This is a genomic window from Sulfitobacter faviae (genome assembly GCF_029870955.1).
GTDB classification, from domain to species: domain Bacteria; phylum Pseudomonadota; class Alphaproteobacteria; order Rhodobacterales; family Rhodobacteraceae; genus Sulfitobacter; species Sulfitobacter faviae.
Window position 1 is genome coordinate 593923 of the sequence record NZ_PGFQ01000001.1, and the last position, 16151, is coordinate 610073.

Sequence of the window (16151 nt, forward strand, 5' to 3'; positions counted from 1 at the left end):
CTTTACCTTTCGTCACCCATGGCAGGGTGCGGTTTCGCTGCTACCTTTCTGTCATGGGCTATCCGACCTCCATCGCTGAGACTTTGGCCGACGGCACCGTGCATGTGCTGAGCCTTGGCTTCGCCATTCCCGCCAGCATCCTTTTGATGATCCATGCCGCCGGGCAAGAGGGGCAATTGACCGCCACGGCGATCTACGCAGGCTGCATCCTTGCCTCTTTCACTGCATCTGCCGTCTACCACCTGCTGCCCTTCGACCGCAGCCGCGCCTTTCTGGGCCGGGTCGATCATGCGGCGATCTACTTTAAGATCGCGGGCACTTATACGCCGCTGGTGATGGTGATCGGCTCTGGCTTTGCCTATGGCATCCTTGGCGTGGTCTGGGCGCTGGCGGTGATCGGCGCGGTGGCCAAGCTCTGGTTCTGGCGCACCGATGCGCGCGGATCACTCGCGCTCTACCTCGGCATGGGCTGGCTCTCGGTGCTGCTGATCTACCCGATGTGGCACAATCTGCCGGGAGCGGCACTGGCGCTGGTGGCCGCGGGCGGGCTGACCTATTCGGCGGGTACCTTGGTCTATGCCCATCCCGGGATGCGCTATCAAAACGCGATCTGGCATGTCTTCGTGCTGGTCGCCACGGCCTGTTTCTTTGCCGCCATCGCGCTCAGCCTTTAGCCCGCGGCCTCATCCAGATAGGCCCGCACGCAGGTCTGCACATGGCGAAAACGGTCGCCGCCCAGATGTTTGCCACCGTACCAGCGGGTGACGACGATCAGATGATCGGTCAGCCCCTCGCGCTCCAACATTCGCAAGATCACCATGCCCGCGCCGGATTCGCCATCGTCGCCTTTGAGCGGGCCGCCATCCGACAGGAGCACCGCCCAAGTGTTATGCGTGGCCTTCGCGTAGGATTTGTCGCGTTTGAGGTCTTTCAACGCGGCATCCACCTCGGCCCGGTCACGCGCAGGGCAGCCCGACACCGCATATTTCGACCCGCGGTCGTTCAGCACCTGCCCCAGTTTGCGCAAAGCGTTACAGCCCCGCCATTGTGCGCCGCACGATATCGATCCGGGCGTTATTGGGCGGATGGGTGCCAAGGAAACGGTCGCCGGGGTCGGGAATGCGGGTAAAGAACTCGGCGCCGCGCAGCGGGTCATAGCCCGCCCGCGCGGTGATGATCGTGCCAAGGGCGTCGGCCTCAAGCTCGAAATCCTTGGAATAACGCCGCGCGCCGACCTCTGCGCCCAATTCCTGCGCCGTGCGCACGGCATTGGCATCGCCCCCGCTGAGCGTGGCGAGACCGGCAAAGATCACCGCCCCCGCCATGGCGTTTTGCTGCTGCCGTTCAATATGGCCCGCGATGTGATGCGCGGCCTCATGGCCCAAGACGAAGGCAAGCTCATCCTCGTTGCGGGCATCGCCGATCAGCGCGAGCGTAAAGGCCACGATCGGGCGGCCATTTTCATCCAGCGTTTGAAAGGCGTTGGCCGGTTGACCGGGGCGGTCGTCGACCACGATATTGAAATCACAGTTCATCCCCGTCGTCCGGTTGCGACACTCCCGTTCGGCCACGGGTTCAAGCGTGCGGACCACCTGAACAAAGCTCCGCGCCGCCGCGCTCGCGCTCAGCCGCGAGCTCGCCTGCCCCGTGGTCTGCGGCCTGTCGGCCGGGATCGGCCCTGTTTGGATCGGTGCCACCTCACAGGCAGAAAGCAGGGCGATGACGGCAAATGCGCCAAGGGCATTAAACAATTTCACGGCTGATCCTCGCTCGGGGCTCCTTGAGCCACCTGTCTATCATGACGCCCTGCCGCCGCCACCCCCGTTCACGGCGCTTTGACACCCCACGGCGGTCTTGCGCTTGGCGTCACAAACCCTGTCTTGCACTCGTGAGCACATACCCTGTCTTGCGCGCGCGAGCACAAAGCCTGTCTTGCGCTCGCGAGCACAAAGCCTAATGTGCCCTCATGTTTACCATCGAGCATGAATTTGACGCCACCGTCATCACCCTGATCGACGAATCCGACGCCCCCCTGCGCGAGGACGTCACCGTCTCTGCCTTTGCGGGACAAATCACGATCGAGCAATGGGACGCCCGAACCGACCGTGTGGCCAAGATCACCCTGTCCCCCGCAGCTGAGCGATCTGACGGCGGCACTGAACCTGCCCGAGGGCATCTACCGAAGCAATTCCTGAGGATCGTCACATGGCCACCGGCACAGACATCAAGACCTATTTCAACGGCGCATGGCACGACGGCGATCTGCCCACCATCAGGGCCGCCGATCACGGCGCATGGCTGGGCACCACCGTTTTCGACGGGGCGCGGCTGTTCGACGGGCTGGCCCCCGATCTTGAGGCGCATTGCGCGCGGATCAACCGCTCAGCCCGCGCGCTGATGATCACCCCCACGGTCGAGACCGAGGATATGATTGAGATGTGCCGCGAGGGGCTGAAGAGCTATTCGCGCGATCAGGCGGTCTATATCCGCCCGATGTATTGGGCGCTGGCGGGTGACGAGCTCGGGATCGTGCCGCGCGAAGGGGCCACCGGCTTTGCCATCAGCCTTGAGGCCATTCCCATGGCCCCGCCCGAGGCCGCGACCACCCTCACCCGCACCCGCTTCCGCCGCCCGGTACTGGAGGATAACGTGGTCAATGCCAAGGCGGGCTGTCTCTACCCCAACAACGCCCGCATGATGGTCGAGGCGCGCGCCAAAGGGTTTGGCAACGCCCTGGTGGCCGATGCCATGGGCAATGTCGCCGAAAGCGCCAGCGCCAACGTCTTCATGGTCAAGGATGGTGAGGTTTTCACCCCCATCCCCAACGGCACCTTCCTTGCCGGGATCACCCGTGCGCGGCATATGTCGAACATGCGCGAGGCGGGGATGAAGGTGCATGAGACCGTCCTGAGCTTTGACGATTTCCACGCCGCCGATGAGGTCTTTCTGTCGGGCAATATGATGAAGGTCACGCCTGTCAGCGCCTTTGACGAGACGCAATATGGCACCGGGGACAACCAGAACCCGGTCACGCGCCGGGTGCGTGAAATGTATTGGGATTGGGCCGCAAGTCAGCGCGGCTGAAGGCCCGGACGGCAGCGGCGCGCAAAAGCAATTGCCAGCGCCGCCCGCCCGCGCCATGATCGCACCGCACCGGGAGGAGGTGCGGAGAGAGGGTTTGATGCGGAAATTCCTAGTGGTGTTGGACGATAGCACCGAATGTTTGAATGCCATGCGTTTCGCCGCCCTGCGCGCGGCGCGCACGGGGGCGGCGTGGCCGTGCTTTCGGTGATCCCGCCCGAAGAGTTCAACCATTGGATCGGCGTTGGCGACCTGATGCGCGAAGAGGCCCGCGAACGGATCGAGGTGCATTTCGAGGTCTTCGCCAAATGGATGCGCGACAAACAGGGCGTCGACCCTGAGCTGATCATCCGCGAGGGCGAACCGACGGATGAGATCATCCAGCAGCTGTCCGACGACCCCGACATCGGCGTTCTGGTGCTCGGCGCCAGCGGCGACCGCAAGAAAGGCCCCGGCCCGCTGGTCACGCAATTGTCGCGCTCTGCCGGTGCCCTGCCCGTGCCGATCACCATCGTGCCCGGCGATCTGAGCAAGGAACGGCTCGAAGCGATCACCTAAGCGCTCTGCCGCCCGCCTAATGCCCGGCGCCACAATTTAGAACGGTTCTAAACCTTGACTTGCCGCCCGCGCAGGCGCATATCAGGAGCCACGCCGAAAGCGAGGTACACCCCATGTTCATCCAGACCGAATCCACTCCGAACCCCGCAACGCTCAAGTTCCTGCCGGGTCAGACCGTGCTGGAGATGGGCACCGCTGATTTCCCCTCCCCCGAAGCCGGGGCAACCTCCCCGCTGGCCCAACGGCTCTTTGCGGTCGAGGGCGTGACCGGCGTGTTCTTCGGCACTGATTTCGTCACCGTGACCAAGCAAGACGCGGTGGAATGGGACCATGTGAAACCCGCCCTGCTCGGCGCCATCATGGAGCATTTCCAGTCCGGCGAGCCGGTCATGGCCTCTGACCACCAGCCCACATCCGGCCACGCCGCGCATGACGGCGAAGACGGTGAAATCGTCGGCCAGATCAAAGAGTTGCTGGACAGCCGCGTGCGCCCCGCCGTGGCCCAAGACGGCGGCGACATTACCTTTCACGGATTTGAGCGTGGCGTCGTCTATCTGCATATGCAGGGTGCCTGCGCCGGTTGCCCCTCTTCGACCCTGACGTTGAAAATGGGCATCGAGAACCTGCTGCGCCACTACATCCCCGAGGTCACAGAGGTGCGCCCGGTTGCCTGAGCATGGCGCAAGCGGGCCGCTGATTCTGGCCTTTGACACATCGGCCGCGCATTGCGCGGCCGCTTTGCTGTCGGGCGATCGGATCTTGGCCTCCCGCACTGAGCTGATGACCAAGGGTCAGGCCGAGCGGATCATGGTCCTTTGCGAGGAATTGTTGAGCGAGGCCGGGCTGGCCTATGCCGACCTCACCGCGCTTGGCGTCGGCATCGGACCGGGCAATTTCACCGGCATCCGCATCGCCGTTTCTGCCGCCCGTGGGCTGGCGCTTGGTCTTGGCATCCCGGCAGTCGGTGTCGATGCCTTCGACGCGCTGCGCGAAGGCCATGACGGCCCCTGCGCCTGTGCGGTGGATGCCCGCCGCGATCAGGTATTCCTGCAAGGCTTTGACAACCCCGGCATTTCCGCGCCCGCGCTTCATGATGCCACAGCCCTCCCGGCCTTCACCGGCCCGCTGATCGGCGCGGGCGGAGAGCCGCCAGCGATGCCTGTGGCCGAAGCCATCGCCCGCATCGCCGCGCGCCGTTTTGCCAGCAATCTGCCGCGGCCTGCGCCGCTTTACCTGCGCCCCGCCGATGCCGCCCCCGCCCGCGACGCCGCCCCGGTGCTGCTGCCGTGACACCGGCGGCCCTCGCCGCGCTCCATGCTGCGGCCTTCACCCAGGACAGGCCGTGGCAAGAGGCGGAGTTCGCAGGCCTGCTCGACAGCCCCTTCGTGCAGCTTTTCACCCGCCCGGGCGGCTTTGCCCTGACCCGCACCATCGCGGGCGAATCCGAATTGCTGACCCTTGCCGTGGACCCTGCGCAGCAACGCCGGGGGCTGGGCCGGGCCCTGTTGCGCGACTGGCTGGCGGCCCTGCCCGCCGACTGCGAAAGTGCCTTTCTCGAAGTCGCTGCCGATAATCTGCCCGCCCGCGCGCTCTATGCGGATCAAGGTTTTGCCCAAATCGCCACCCGCCGTGCCTATTACGCACGCAGCGGCGTTCCACCCGTAGATGCCTGCATCCTGCAACGCGTCTTGACCCATGGTCACGCTGGCGATCCGGGCGGCTTGCCCTCAAAAAGCGGTTGACCCTACCCCCGCCTGCGCCCTAGATTATACTTGATCACATGATCCACAAACGCCGTGGCGGCAGCATCTGATTGACCGCCCGACACCACAACCCGGGAGACACCAAATGACCCTCATGACGAAATTCCTCGGCGCTGCTGCGGGCCTCGCGCTTACCGCGGGCGCGGCAGCGGCTGAACCGGCGCTGATCTTCGACCTCGGCGGTAAGTTCGACAAGAGCTTCAACGAAGCGGCCTTCAACGGTGCCTCCCGCTGGGCCGAAGAAACCGGCGGCAAATTCGCCGAGATCGAGATGCAGTCCGAAGCGCAGCGTGAGCAGGCCCTGCGCCGCTTCGCCGAATCCGGTGCCAACCCGATCATCACCATGGGCTTCGCCATGGCCGATCCGCTGGCCACCGTCGCGCCCGACTATCCCGACACCAAGTTCGCCGTGATCGACGTGAACTGGCTCGACCTGCCCAACGTGCGTCAGGTCAGCTTTGCCGAACATGAAGGCTCCTACCTCGTCGGCGTCATGGCCGCGATGGCCTCCGAGAGCGACACCGTGGGCTTCGTCGGTGGCATGGACGTGCCGCTCATTCGCCACTTCGGCTGCGGCTATGCCCAAGGCGTCAAGGCGACCAACCCCGACGCCACTGTCATCGCCAACATGACCGGCACCACCCCCGCCGCGTGGAACGACCCGGTGAAGGGTTCCGAGATCACCAAGGCCCAGATCAACCAAGGCGCTGACGTGGTCTATGCCGCCGCGGGCGGCACCGGCGTGGGCGTGCTGCAAACCGCCGCCGACGAAGGCATCTTGTCGATCGGCGTGGACAGCAACCAGAACCACCTGCACCCGGGCAAGGTCCTGACTTCCATGCTGAAACGCGTCGATGTCGCCGTCTATGACGCGATGATGGCGGGCGAAGACCTCGAGGTCGGCGAAGTCGTGACCCTTGGCCTTGCCGAAGAAGGTGTTGGCGTTGCCATCGACGAGCATAACCAAGATCTCGTGACCGAAGAGATGAAGGCCGCTGTCGACGACGCGCGCCAGAAGATCATCGACGGCGAGATCAAAGTGGTCTCCTACTACGAGAACGACAGCTGCCCGGCACTGGACTTCTGAGCCCGATTTATCCACAATCGACCCCCGGGGCCGCGCCGATCATCGGCGCGGCCCCTTTTAAAACCCCACAGCGTGACCGGGGCAGCGATGGACCAACGCCAGATCAAGGGCTGCAACGCCCGCAGGACCTTTTGACATGACCGATACCGCCCCCGCGATCGAACTCAAGGGCATCTCCAAGGCCTTCGGCCCGGTACAGGCCAACAAAGATATCTCCATCCGCGTCATGCCGGGCACGATCCACGGCATCATCGGCGAGAACGGCGCCGGTAAATCGACGCTGATGTCGATCCTCTACGGCTTCTACAAGGCCGACGCGGGCGAGATATACATCGGTGGCCGCAAGACCGAGATCCCCGACAGCCAGGCCGCCATCGCCGCCGGCATCGGCATGGTGTTCCAGCACTTCAAGCTGGTCGAAAACTTCACCGTGCTCGAAAACATCATCCTTGGTGCCGAGGATGGCCGCCTCTTGAAGCCCTCGCTGTCGAAGGCGCGCAAGACGCTGATCGAACTGTCGAAGGACTACGGCCTCAACGTCGACCCCGATGCGCAGATTCAGGACATCGGCGTGGGCATGCAGCAGCGTGTGGAAATTCTGAAAGCGCTCTACCGGCAGGCCGATATCCTCATCCTCGACGAGCCCACCGGCGTGCTGACCCCGGCCGAGGCCGACCAGCTCTTCCGCATTCTCGGGCGTCTGCGCTCCGAAGGCAAAACCATCATCCTGATCACCCACAAGCTGCGCGAGATCATGGAGATCACCGACACCGTGTCGGTCATGCGCCGCGGCCAGATGACCGCCACCGTGAAAACCGCCGAGACCTCGCCCCAGGAACTGGCCGAGCTGATGGTCGGGCGCAAGGTGCTCTTGCGCGTCAACAAAGAGCCCGCCACCCCGGGCGACGTGATCCTCGACATCAAGGGCCTGCGGGTGGTCGACGACAAGGGCGTCGAGCGGCTGCGCGGGATCGACCTGCAGATTCGCGCCGGCGAAGTGCTGGGCCTTGCGGGCGTTGCGGGCAACGGCCAATCGGAACTTTTGGAAGTGCTGGGCGGCTATGCCGACGGCACCGGCAGTGTCACGCTCAACGGCACCCCGCTGGACCTCTCGGGCAAGAAAAGCGACGGCCAGTCGCGCCGCGCGCGCGGCGTGGCCCATGTGCCCGAAGACCGCCAGCGCGAAGGTCTGATCATGGATTTTCAGGCTTGGGAGAACAACGTCTTCGGCTACCACCACGACGACCGTTTCAACAGCGGCATGCTGATGGACCACGCGGCGATCCGCGCCGATGCCGAGGACAAGATGGCCCGTTTCGACGTGCGCCCGCCCGACCCGACGCTGGCCGCCAAGAATTTCTCGGGCGGCAACCAGCAGAAGATCGTTCTGGCGCGCGAGATCGAGCGCAACCCCGACCTTCTGCTCATCGGCCAGCCCACCCGTGGTGTCGACATCGGCGCGATCGAATTTATCCACGAGCAGATCATCGCCCTGCGCGATCAGGGCAAGGCGATCCTGCTGGTCTCGGTCGAGCTTGAGGAAATTCTCGCCCTGTCGGACCGCATCGCGGTGATGTTCGACGGGCAGATCATGGGCGAACGCGCCGCCGATCAGACCGACGAAAAGGAGCTTGGGCTGCTGATGGCAGGCATCACCGATACCGAGAACGAACACAGCGTGGCCGAGGTCGAGGCCAATCTCGCCCGGGCGGGCGGCGACGCGCGCAAGGAGGTCTGAGATGGACGTGATGCCGAAATGGGCCGAGGTGATCCTCGTGCCGCTGATCTCTCTCCTGCTGGCCGCCGTGCTCTCGGCGCTGGTGATCCTGTCGATCGGCGAAGACCCGGTCGCGGCGGTGAACCTCATGGTCAAGGGCGCGCTCGGCTCGACCTATGGCTGGGGCTACACGCTCTACTACGCCACCAACTTCATCTTCACTGGTCTTGCCGTCGCCGTGGCCTTCCACGCGCGGCTGTTCAACATCGGCGGTGAAGGTCAAGCGATGCTCGGCGGCCTCGGTGTGGCGCTGGCCGCGCTCTACATCCCCTGGCCGCATTGGACGCTGGCACTGATCGGTTGCGGCGTCATGGCCGGTCTTCTGGGCGCGGTCTGGGCCGCGATCCCCGGCTGGCTACAGGCCAAGCGCGGTTCCCACGTCGTGATTACCACGATCATGTTCAACTTCATCGCCGCGGCGCTGCTGAACTACGTTCTGGTGAACCTTATGCGCCCGCCGGGCAGCATGGACCCGGCCAGCGCCCGCTTCCCCGAGGCCGTGCATCTGCCGACCCTGCACGAACTCCTTGCCCCCCTTGGCATCGCCTTCTCCAAATCCGCACCCGCCAACGTCTCGCTGCTGGTGGCCGTCGGCGCATGTGTGGCGATCTGGATGCTGATCTGGCGCACCCGTCTGGGCTATGAAATCCGCGCCTACGGCCATTCGCAGCCGGCGGCGAAATACGCGGGCATCTCGCCCGTGCGCATCACCATGATCACGATGATTATCTCGGGCGCGCTGGCGGGGCTGATGGCGATCAACAACGTCATGGGCGAAAGCGAACGTCTGGTGCTGAACGCGACCGAGGGCGCGGGCTTTATCGGCATCGCCGTGGCGCTGATGGGCCGCTCGCACCCGGTGGGCGTCTTCTTTGCCGCCCTGCTCTTCGGCTTCCTCTACCAAGGCGGCGCGGAACTGGCGCTCTGGACCTCGATCCCGCGCGAGTTGATCGTCGTGATCCAGGCGCTCGTGATCCTCTTCACCGGCGCGCTCGACAACATGGTGCGGATGCCGCTGGAGCGTCTCTTCTTGATGTTCCGCCGCCCCGGCCCGCCCAAACCCGGCCCCCGCAGCGCCCAGTCGGAGAGCGCGGAATGAGCCCCTATACCCCCTGAGAAAGCGGGTCTGACCTATGGACTACATCACGCTCATCCAATTGCTCGACAGCACCGTGCGGCTGGCCACGCCGCTGCTTCTGGCCTGTCTTGCCGGTCTTTTCTCCGAACGCGCAGGCGTCTTCGACATCGGGCTCGAGGGCAAGATGCTGGCCGCGGCCTTCTTCTCGGCGGCGCTGGCCTCGCTCACCGGCTCGGTCTGGCTGGGTCTGGCGGCGGGCATCGCCTCCTCGCTGGCGCTGAGCGCCGTGCATGGCCTCGCCTCGATCACCTTCCGCGGCAACCAGCTGATTTCAGGCGTGGCGATCAACTTCCTCGCCGCGGGCATGACTGTGCTGATCGCGCAGGACTGGTTCGCCCAAGGGGGCCGCACGCCCTCGCTCTTCGGCGGCGCGCGGTTCGAGCCGATCACCCTACCCTTCGCTGAGGCGATGGAGAGCGTGCCGATCATCGGCCCGCTCTACGAAGAGCTGATCTCGGGCCATTCGATCCTCGTCTATGCCGCCTTCCTCGCCGTGCCGCTGACGTGGTGGATCCTGTTCCGCACCCGCTTCGGCCTGCGCCTGCGCGCCGTGGGCGAGAACCCCGCCGCCGTCGACACCGCCGGTGTCTCGGTCGTGGGTCTGCGCTATGCCGCCGTGGCCATCGCGGGCCTGCTCTGCGGCGTGGCGGGCGCCTACCTCAGCACCGCGCTGCAGGCGGGTTTCGTCAAGGACATGTCCGCGGGCCGCGGCTTCATCGCACTGGCCGCGCTGATCTTCGCCAAGTGGCGGCCCTGGTACGCGCTCTGGGCGACGCTGCTCTTCGGCCTCTTCGGCGCGCTCGAAACGCGACCGGACGTGATCCAATCGGTCATCGGCATCAAGGTGCAGGGCCAGCTTCTGGGCGCCCTTCCCTACCTGATGACCGTGGTGATCCTCGCCGGTTTTGTCGGAAAAGCGATCCCGCCGCGCGCGGGTGGCGAGCCCTATGTGAAAGAACGCTGACACTTCCTTCCGGCCCTTGCACCCGAGGGCCGGATCGGCGCAACCTGTCAAAGTGGTCGCCTCACCGCGACAAGCTATGTTGAACTGCGCGGCCGTTCGGGGCTAGGAAACGTCATGCAAATCTACCTGCCCATTGCCGAAGTATCGGTCAACGCCTTCCTCCTTTTGGGATTGGGCGGCATCGTGGGCATCCTGTCGGGCATGTTCGGCGTCGGCGGCGGGTTTCTGATCACGCCGCTGCTGTTCTTTGTCGGCATCCCGCCCGCCGTGGCGGTGGCGACCTCGACCAATCAAATCGTGGCCTCCTCCTTCTCGGCGCTTCTGGCGCATCTCAAGCGAAAGACGGTCGATTTCCGAATGGGCTGGGTGCTGCTGGCCGGGGGCCTGATCGGCTCCGGCATCGGCATGTTCATCTTCAACTACCTGAAATCGCTCGGCCAAGTCGATCTGCTGGTGACGCTTTGCTATGTCGTCTTCCTTGGCATTATCGGCGGGCTGATGTTCGTGGAATCGCTCCGCGCCATCCGCCGCACCCGCAAGGGGGCCGGGTCAAACGCAAGAAACACTATTGGGTGCATGGGCTGCCGTTCAAAATTCGCTTTCGGGTTTCGGGCCTTTATATCTCAGTAATCCCGCCGGTGCTGGTGGGCGCGGCGGTCGGGATGCTCTCGGCGATCATGGGCGTGGGCGGCGGTTTCATCATGGTGCCTGCGATGATCTACCTGCTCGGCATGCCAACCAAAGTCGTGATCGGCACCTCGCTGTTGCAGATCATCTTCGTCACCGGCTTCACCACCATGCTCCATGCCACCACCAACCAGACGGTTGACATCGTGCTGGCGGTGCTGCTGCTGGTGGGCGGTGTGCTCGGCGCGCAGGTGGGCACGCGGATCGGCGTGCGGATGCAGGCCGAACAGCTCCGCATCCTGCTCGCGGTGCTGGTCTTGGCGGTCTGCGGCAAGCTGGCGCTCGACCTGTTGCTGGAACCGGCGGAACTCTATTCTCTCAGCCCGGTGGCCGCGGAATGATGCGCGCGCTGGTCGCCTTCCTTGGCCTGTGTTTCACGGCCCTGACCGCCACGGCGGAAGAGGAAATCGTGCTTGGCCTCAGCCAGGCCGAAGTCTCCATCACCACCAATTTCGACGGGTCCGAGATCCTCGTCTACGGGGCCGTCAAACGCGAAACCCCGATCCCCGATGGCGCGCCGCTCGAAGTGGTCATCACCGTCTCCGGCCCCTCGGCCCCGGTCATGGTGCGCCGGAAAGAGCGGCGCTTTGGCATCTGGGTGAACACCGCCGCGGTTGAGGTCGACCGCGCGCCGAGCTTCTACGCCGTGGTCACCTCTGGCCCGCTGGCCGAGGTGCTCAAACGCATCGAAGACCTGCGCCACCGCATTTCCATCCCCCGCGCCATCCGGTCGGTCGGCGCCCCGATGGAGATCGCGGACCCCACCCAATTCACCGACGCGCTGATCCGCGTGCGTAAGGATGCGAACCTGTACCAGGTTATCGAAGACGGGGTGAAGGTGGATGAACAGACCCTCTTCCGCGCCGCCGTCGCCCTGCCCGCCTCGCTCACCGAAGGGGCCTATGACACGCGGATTTTCCTCACGCGCGGCGGCGATGTGGTAGCGCAGTATGAGACGATCATCGACGTGCGCAAAGTCGGGATGGAGCGTTGGCTATTCAACCTTGCCCATCAACAGGCGTTTCTTTACGGGCTGCTGTCGCTCTTCATCGCAGTTGCGGCGGGCTGGGGCGCTTCGGCCGTCTTCGGCCTCATGCGCCGCTAAGCCGCGCCATCCTCGGTCGCCTCAAGCGTCAGCGCCGCCGCTGGCGCGGCCCGCAGATCATCCACCCGCAGCGGCCCCGAAGGCTTGCTGAGCCGGTTGCGCACCACCCAGATCAGACGTTCCTGAGCGCGCGTAATCGCCACATAGGCGAGCCGTTTCCACAGGGGCTGCCCCGCCTCGCTCCGCCCCATCCGCGCGGCGGCATAGAGATCGGGGGCAAAGACCTGCACATTCTCCCACTGGCTGCCTTGGGCCTTGTGGATCGTCACCGCCGCCCCGTGCAGAAAGGTCGCCCCCATGCGGGCGGCGAAGGGGATGAAGGGCTCTTCCTCATCCGGCTTTTCGATCTTCACGATCGAGGCGGCACTCACCTGCGGGTCTTCGGCGCCGATCACATGCAAGCGGCTGAAGCCGGGCTTGCGCCCCTCGCCCAGATAGACCACCTGCGCGCCCTTGATCAGGCCCCGTGCCTCAAGATCCAGCCGTTTCTTGCGGTGTTTCAGCGGCAGTTCGATCCCGTCGCAGATCAGCGGCTCACCGGCCAGCAACGCATCCTCCGGCGCGCCATGCACGCTGCGGAACGCATTGATGAGCCGGATGCGCGTCGCGTTGCGCCAGACCAGCACCGGGCTGCGCGCCATGAGATCGACTTCGACCCGCTGGCCCCAGACCACGCGGTCGTCCTTGCGCGCCGCGTCTTCGATCATCCGCTCAAAGTCATGAAACTCCAACTGCGGATCGGCCAGCGCATGGGCGAGATCGAGGATCGGGTTGTCGGCCTCTTGCCGGTGGATGCGGTTGAGGTTCAACACGCGCTTTTCGGGCAGTTTCTCGAAGACCATCGTGCCCGACTGCCCCACCGGTGCCAACTGCGCCGGGTCGCCGAACAACAGCAGCGTCGGGAAGATCTCTTTCAAATCCTCGAACTGCTTGTCGTCCAGCATCGAACTTTCGTCGACAAAGCCGATGTCCAATGGCTCTTCCCGCCGCTTCCAGCCGGTGATGAAATCACTGCCCCTGAGCCCCGCCGCCGCCAGCGCACCGGGCACGGACTTGTTGTTCGCGAAAAACGCCGCCGCGCGGTCCAGCGCCATTTCACTGAGGCCCTCGATCTCGGGCTTCTCGCCGTTGCCGGTCAGCCATTCGGCGATGCGCTCGTATTCAGGGTGATAGACCGGCGTATAGAGAATGCGGTGGATCGTCGTCGCAGGCACCCCGCGCAACCGCAGCACGCTCGCCGCCTTGTTGGTGGGCGCGAGGATCGCCAAGGTCCGCTTCTCGCGCTTCTTGCGCGATTCGTAATCGCCCGACACGATCTCGACCCCGGCCCCTTCCAGCGCGCGGTAAAGCTCGGCCAGCAGCAGGGTTTTGCCCGATCCGGCCTTGCCGGTCACCGCCATCACCTGATCCGGCCCGCCCGCAGGCGGCATCAAAAGCGAGTCGTCCAGATCGATGCCCGCAGAGCGCAGCATATCGGCCACCTTGTCATGGGCGGCGGCTTGGTCTTCGGAATAGGTGAGCGCGGTAGATGTCATTGGGCGACCCTAAATGAGCCCGCGCCGGGGGCCAGATGGCTTTGCCCCGCGCGCCTGCGATTCATGTGGATTATCCGCCTCAGACGACGATCAGCCCCCGGCTCAGCGCGCGGGCGACCGCATGGGTGGTGTTGGACGCCCCCAGTTTGAAGCGGGCGCTTTCCACATAGGCCCGCAGCGTATGTTCCGAGATCGACAGACGGTCAGCCACCTGCGCGCGGCTATAGCCCACCGCCAGCAGGGTCATCGCATCCACCTCGCGCGGGGAGAGCGCCTGCACCGCACCCGGCGCCCGCTCCGGGGCCAGCGCCAACGCCTTTTCATTGAAACAATGGGCCGCCCAGATCAGATCGCGCCGGTGCCGCGCGGTGAAAGCGGCCCAAACCCGATCGGTGCAACTGTGGTTCGTGGTGAAAAGCGCGAATTGCCCATGCGGCCCCCGGATCGGAACCGAGAACCCCTGATCGCCAACCCCATGGTCCAAAGCATCCCGGCGAAACTGCCGCGCCGCGCGAGAGGACCAATCGAGGTCTTTCCAATCCACCGGCTCGAACCGGCGATAGCAGCCCGCGACCACGGGATCGATGCGCAGGTAGTTATGCGCCTGATAGCGCTCAGACCAGAGCGCGCCATAGGTGCCGCAGCCATATTGCACCCCCGCCGTGTCGACCCAGTGATAGACGACGTGCAGAATGCCATAGTGATCGCGCAGATCTTTGCAGGCCTGCCCAAGGGCGGGCTGGCCATCAGCCTGCGCCAGCCTTTCCCAAATCCGTTCCAGATGCGGCTCTATCCTCATGCGTCCGGCCCATGGCCCTTTCGCGTTGCAAGGACATCTCAGCCAGAGCGATCAGCGCCGCGTCGTCCAACTGTTCCGCCGTGCGCGGCAGTTGGTTCGCCATGGCAAAAGCCCTGAGATCGGCCAAAACGTCCAATATCCAATCATCTCGCATGAGGGTCGCCCAGCTTTGGTTAATGGCAGATTAATACAACCATAGCATGTACGAAATTTTGCACCATCCGCGCTTTCTGCCCCCCATAAATAGCGGGGCTTCGGGCGCTAAGCCTCTGTTTCGACAGGGTGCCACGCAAAACCCCCGCAGCCGAAGCCACGGGGGTCTCATCTTAGCCGATCCGTGTCGCTTAGTCGCGGGCGACCAGCGTGTCTTCCAGCGTGCGCAGCCCGGTCGTCGGGGCTTGGACCAGTACCGACATATTGCCCGGCTTATGCTCATTACGCATCATCTTCATATGCGCCTCGGGCAGATCGGCCCAGCTAAAGACCTCGGACATGCAGGGGTCGAGCCGCCGCTCCATCATCAGCTTGTTGGCCGCACTCGCCTGTTTGAGGTGGGCAAAGTGGCTGCCCTGCAAGCGCTTCTGGTGCATCCACATGTAGCGCACGTCGAAGGTCAGGTTGAACCCGCTTGTGCCAGCGCAGATAACCACCATGCCGCCCTTTTTCACGACAAAGGTTGAGACCGGGAAGGTCGCTTCGCCGGGGTGCTCGAAGACCATGTCGACATTCACGCCCTTGCCGGTGATGTCCCAGATCGCCTTGCCGAATTTGCGCGCTTCCTTGAACCACTCGGCATATTCCGGCGTGTTCACGGTGGGCAATTGGCCCCAGCAGTTGAAGTCCTTGCGGTTCAGCACGCCCTTGGCGCCCAGATCCATCACGAACTGGCGCTTGCTCTCGTCGCTGATCACGCCGATCGCATTTGCGCCCGCGGTGTTGATAAGCTGGATCGCATAGGAGCCGAGGCCACCGGAAGCGCCCCAGACCAACACGTTCTGGCCGGGCTTCAGGTCATGCGGCTCATGGCCAAAGAGCATCCGATAGGCGGTCGCCAGCGTCAGCGTGTAGCAGGCGCTTTCTTCCCATGTCAGGTGCTTGGGCCGCGGCATCAGCTGCTGGCTCTGCACCCGGGTGAACTGCGCGAAAGAGCCGTCGGGCGTCTCGTAGCCCCAGATCCGCTGGCTGGGAGAATACATCGGGTCGCCGCCGTTGCATTCCTCGTCGTCGCCATCGTCTTGGTTGCAGTGGATCACCACCTCGTCGCCGACCTTCCAGCGGGTCACCTTGTCGCCCACCGCCCAGACGATGCCCGAGGCATCGGAGCCCGCGATGTGGTAAGGCTCGCCATGGCCGTCAAAGGGGCTGATCGGCACGCCGCGCGCGGCCCAGACACCATTGTAGTTGATGCCCGCCGCCATCACGAGGACCAGCACGTCTTGGCTGTCGAGCCTGGGCACGTCGACCACCTCTTGCAGCATCGCGCTGTCCGGGTCGCCGTGCCGTTCGCGGCGGATCGCCCAAGCATACATCTGTTTCGGGACATGCCCCATCGGGGGCATCTCGCCCACTTCATAGAGGTCCTTTTGCGGGGCGTCATATTCGGCGTGTTTCGTATCCAGTGCCATGTGGGCCTCCTGCCGGTGATCGGTGTCTACAA

Annotated in this window: 16 protein-coding genes and 3 pseudogenes; 13 read left to right on the forward strand and 6 right to left on the reverse strand. The window is 64.5% G+C overall.

All coding sequences use genetic code 11. The features are described 5' to 3' along the window. Positions 1–53 precede the first annotated feature (53 nt). Positions 54–674, forward strand: coding sequence for a PAQR family membrane homeostasis protein TrhA (gene trhA, locus CUR85_RS03190; protein WP_067261538.1), 621 nt, complete (start codon positions 54–56; stop codon positions 672–674). Here trhA and CUR85_RS03195 read toward each other — a convergent pair. Both CUR85_RS03195 and CUR85_RS03200 read right to left on the reverse strand, forming a co-directional pair. Then, positions 671–1027, reverse strand: coding sequence for a YigZ family protein (locus tag CUR85_RS03195; RefSeq protein ID WP_067261536.1), 357 nt, complete (start codon positions 1025–1027; stop codon positions 671–673). The two genes, trhA and CUR85_RS03195, sit on opposite strands and share 4 nt — an antisense overlap. Positions 1028–1031: 4 nt before the next feature. Next, positions 1032–1757: a M48 family metalloprotease gene (locus tag CUR85_RS03200; protein ID WP_067261535.1), complete on the reverse strand. Its 726-nt coding sequence runs from the start codon at positions 1755–1757 to the stop codon at positions 1032–1034. A gap of 209 nt (positions 1758–1966) precedes the next feature. Between CUR85_RS03200 and CUR85_RS03205 the strand changes: the two are divergent. The 12 genes and pseudogenes from CUR85_RS03205 to CUR85_RS03260 all read left to right on the forward strand — a co-directional run bounded on the left by CUR85_RS03205 (position 1967) and on the right by CUR85_RS03260 (position 12160). Next, positions 1967–2195, forward strand: a pseudogene (locus CUR85_RS03205) (hypothetical protein). Positions 2196–2205: 10 nt separating this feature from the next. Then, positions 2206–3084: a branched-chain amino acid aminotransferase gene (locus CUR85_RS03210; protein WP_280321656.1), complete on the forward strand. Its 879-nt coding sequence runs from the start codon at positions 2206–2208 to the stop codon at positions 3082–3084. Positions 3085–3181: 97 nt separating this feature from the next. Continuing rightward, positions 3182–3639: pseudogene (locus CUR85_RS03215) on the forward strand (universal stress protein). Positions 3640–3752: 113 nt separating this feature from the next. Then, on the forward strand, positions 3753–4313 hold the full coding sequence (locus tag CUR85_RS03220; protein WP_067261530.1) for a NifU family protein: 561 nt from the start codon (positions 3753–3755) through the stop codon (positions 4311–4313). Continuing rightward, positions 4306–4929, forward strand: a complete 624-nt coding sequence (gene tsaB, locus CUR85_RS03225) for a tRNA (adenosine(37)-N6)-threonylcarbamoyltransferase complex dimerization subunit type 1 TsaB (RefSeq protein ID WP_136720414.1) — start codon at positions 4306–4308, stop codon at positions 4927–4929. The genes CUR85_RS03220 and tsaB overlap by 8 nt, the downstream gene beginning before the upstream one ends. Next, positions 4926–5381, forward strand: coding sequence for a GNAT family N-acetyltransferase (locus CUR85_RS03230; protein ID WP_067263583.1), 456 nt, complete (start codon positions 4926–4928; stop codon positions 5379–5381). The genes tsaB and CUR85_RS03230 overlap by 4 nt, the downstream gene beginning before the upstream one ends. Positions 5382–5487: 106 nt before the next feature. Further along, positions 5488–6489 carry a BMP family lipoprotein gene (locus tag CUR85_RS03235; RefSeq protein WP_067263570.1) on the forward strand — a complete coding sequence of 334 codons (1002 nt, stop codon included), beginning with the start codon at positions 5488–5490 and terminating at the stop codon, positions 6487–6489. Positions 6490–6625: 136 nt separating this feature from the next. Next, the gene (locus tag CUR85_RS03240) at positions 6626–8227 is read left to right on the forward strand and encodes an ABC transporter ATP-binding protein (protein ID WP_067263575.1); all 1602 of its coding nucleotides are present in this window, start codon (positions 6626–6628) and stop codon (positions 8225–8227) included. Position 8228: 1 nt separating this feature from the next. Beyond that, a complete protein-coding gene (locus CUR85_RS03245; RefSeq protein WP_136720413.1) occupies positions 8229–9365 on the forward strand; it encodes an ABC transporter permease in 1137 nt (378 codons plus the stop codon). Positions 9366–9399: 34 nt separating this feature from the next. Next, positions 9400–10368 carry an ABC transporter permease gene (locus tag CUR85_RS03250; protein WP_067261873.1) on the forward strand — a complete coding sequence of 323 codons (969 nt, stop codon included), beginning with the start codon at positions 9400–9402 and terminating at the stop codon, positions 10366–10368. A 114-nt stretch (positions 10369–10482) separates the two neighbouring features. Continuing rightward, positions 10483–11396 (forward strand): annotated as a pseudogene (locus CUR85_RS03255) (sulfite exporter TauE/SafE family protein). Then, positions 11393–12160 (forward strand): TIGR02186 family protein, encoded by a 768-nt coding sequence (locus CUR85_RS03260; protein WP_067261875.1) that lies wholly within the window; start codon positions 11393–11395, stop codon positions 12158–12160. The pseudogene CUR85_RS03255 and the gene CUR85_RS03260 overlap by 4 nt, the downstream one beginning before the upstream one ends. On the opposite strand, the gene CUR85_RS03265 is transcribed toward CUR85_RS03260, so the two are convergent. The 4 genes from CUR85_RS03265 to ccrA all read right to left on the reverse strand — a co-directional run bounded on the left by CUR85_RS03265 (position 12157) and on the right by ccrA (position 16119). After that, a complete protein-coding gene (locus CUR85_RS03265; RefSeq protein ID WP_067261876.1) occupies positions 12157–13695 on the reverse strand; it encodes an ATP-dependent DNA helicase in 1539 nt (512 codons plus the stop codon). The genes CUR85_RS03260 and CUR85_RS03265 overlap by 4 nt on opposite strands. Positions 13696–13774: 79 nt before the next feature. Then, entirely contained in the window at positions 13775–14494 is a 720-nt protein-coding gene (locus CUR85_RS03270) for a helix-turn-helix transcriptional regulator (protein WP_067261877.1), read from the reverse strand. Next, positions 14442–14648: a hypothetical protein gene (locus CUR85_RS03275; protein ID WP_082851964.1), complete on the reverse strand. Its 207-nt coding sequence runs from the start codon at positions 14646–14648 to the stop codon at positions 14442–14444. The genes CUR85_RS03270 and CUR85_RS03275 overlap by 53 nt, the downstream gene beginning before the upstream one ends. A gap of 190 nt (positions 14649–14838) precedes the next feature. Continuing rightward, a complete protein-coding gene (gene ccrA / locus CUR85_RS03280) occupies positions 14839–16119 on the reverse strand; it encodes a crotonyl-CoA carboxylase/reductase (protein ID WP_067261878.1) in 1281 nt (426 codons plus the stop codon). Positions 16120–16151: the final 32 nt, after the last annotated feature.

Coding starts and splice junctions, on each gene's coding strand:
- CUR85_RS03235 (WP_067263570.1), top strand. CDS start 5,488: ATGACCCTCATGACGAAATTCCTCGGCGCTGCTGCGGGCCTCGCGCTT.
- CUR85_RS03270 (WP_067261877.1), bottom strand. CDS start 14,494: ATGAGGATAGAGCCGCATCTGGAACGGATTTGGGAAAGGCTGGCGCAG.
- CUR85_RS03240 (WP_067263575.1), top strand. CDS start 6,626: ATGACCGATACCGCCCCCGCGATCGAACTCAAGGGCATCTCCAAGGCC.
- CUR85_RS03245 (WP_136720413.1), top strand. CDS start 8,229: ATGGACGTGATGCCGAAATGGGCCGAGGTGATCCTCGTGCCGCTGATC.
- CUR85_RS03220 (WP_067261530.1), top strand. CDS start 3,753: ATGTTCATCCAGACCGAATCCACTCCGAACCCCGCAACGCTCAAGTTC.
- CUR85_RS03260 (WP_067261875.1), top strand. CDS start 11,393: ATGATGCGCGCGCTGGTCGCCTTCCTTGGCCTGTGTTTCACGGCCCTG.
- ccrA (WP_067261878.1), bottom strand. CDS start 16,119: ATGGCACTGGATACGAAACACGCCGAATATGACGCCCCGCAAAAGGAC.
- CUR85_RS03275 (WP_082851964.1), bottom strand. CDS start 14,648: ATGCGAGATGATTGGATATTGGACGTTTTGGCCGATCTCAGGGCTTTT.
- CUR85_RS03210 (WP_280321656.1), top strand. CDS start 2,206: ATGGCCACCGGCACAGACATCAAGACCTATTTCAACGGCGCATGGCAC.
- CUR85_RS03265 (WP_067261876.1), bottom strand. CDS start 13,695: ATGACATCTACCGCGCTCACCTATTCCGAAGACCAAGCCGCCGCCCAT.
- CUR85_RS03250 (WP_067261873.1), top strand. CDS start 9,400: ATGGACTACATCACGCTCATCCAATTGCTCGACAGCACCGTGCGGCTG.
- trhA (WP_067261538.1), top strand. CDS start 54: ATGGGCTATCCGACCTCCATCGCTGAGACTTTGGCCGACGGCACCGTG.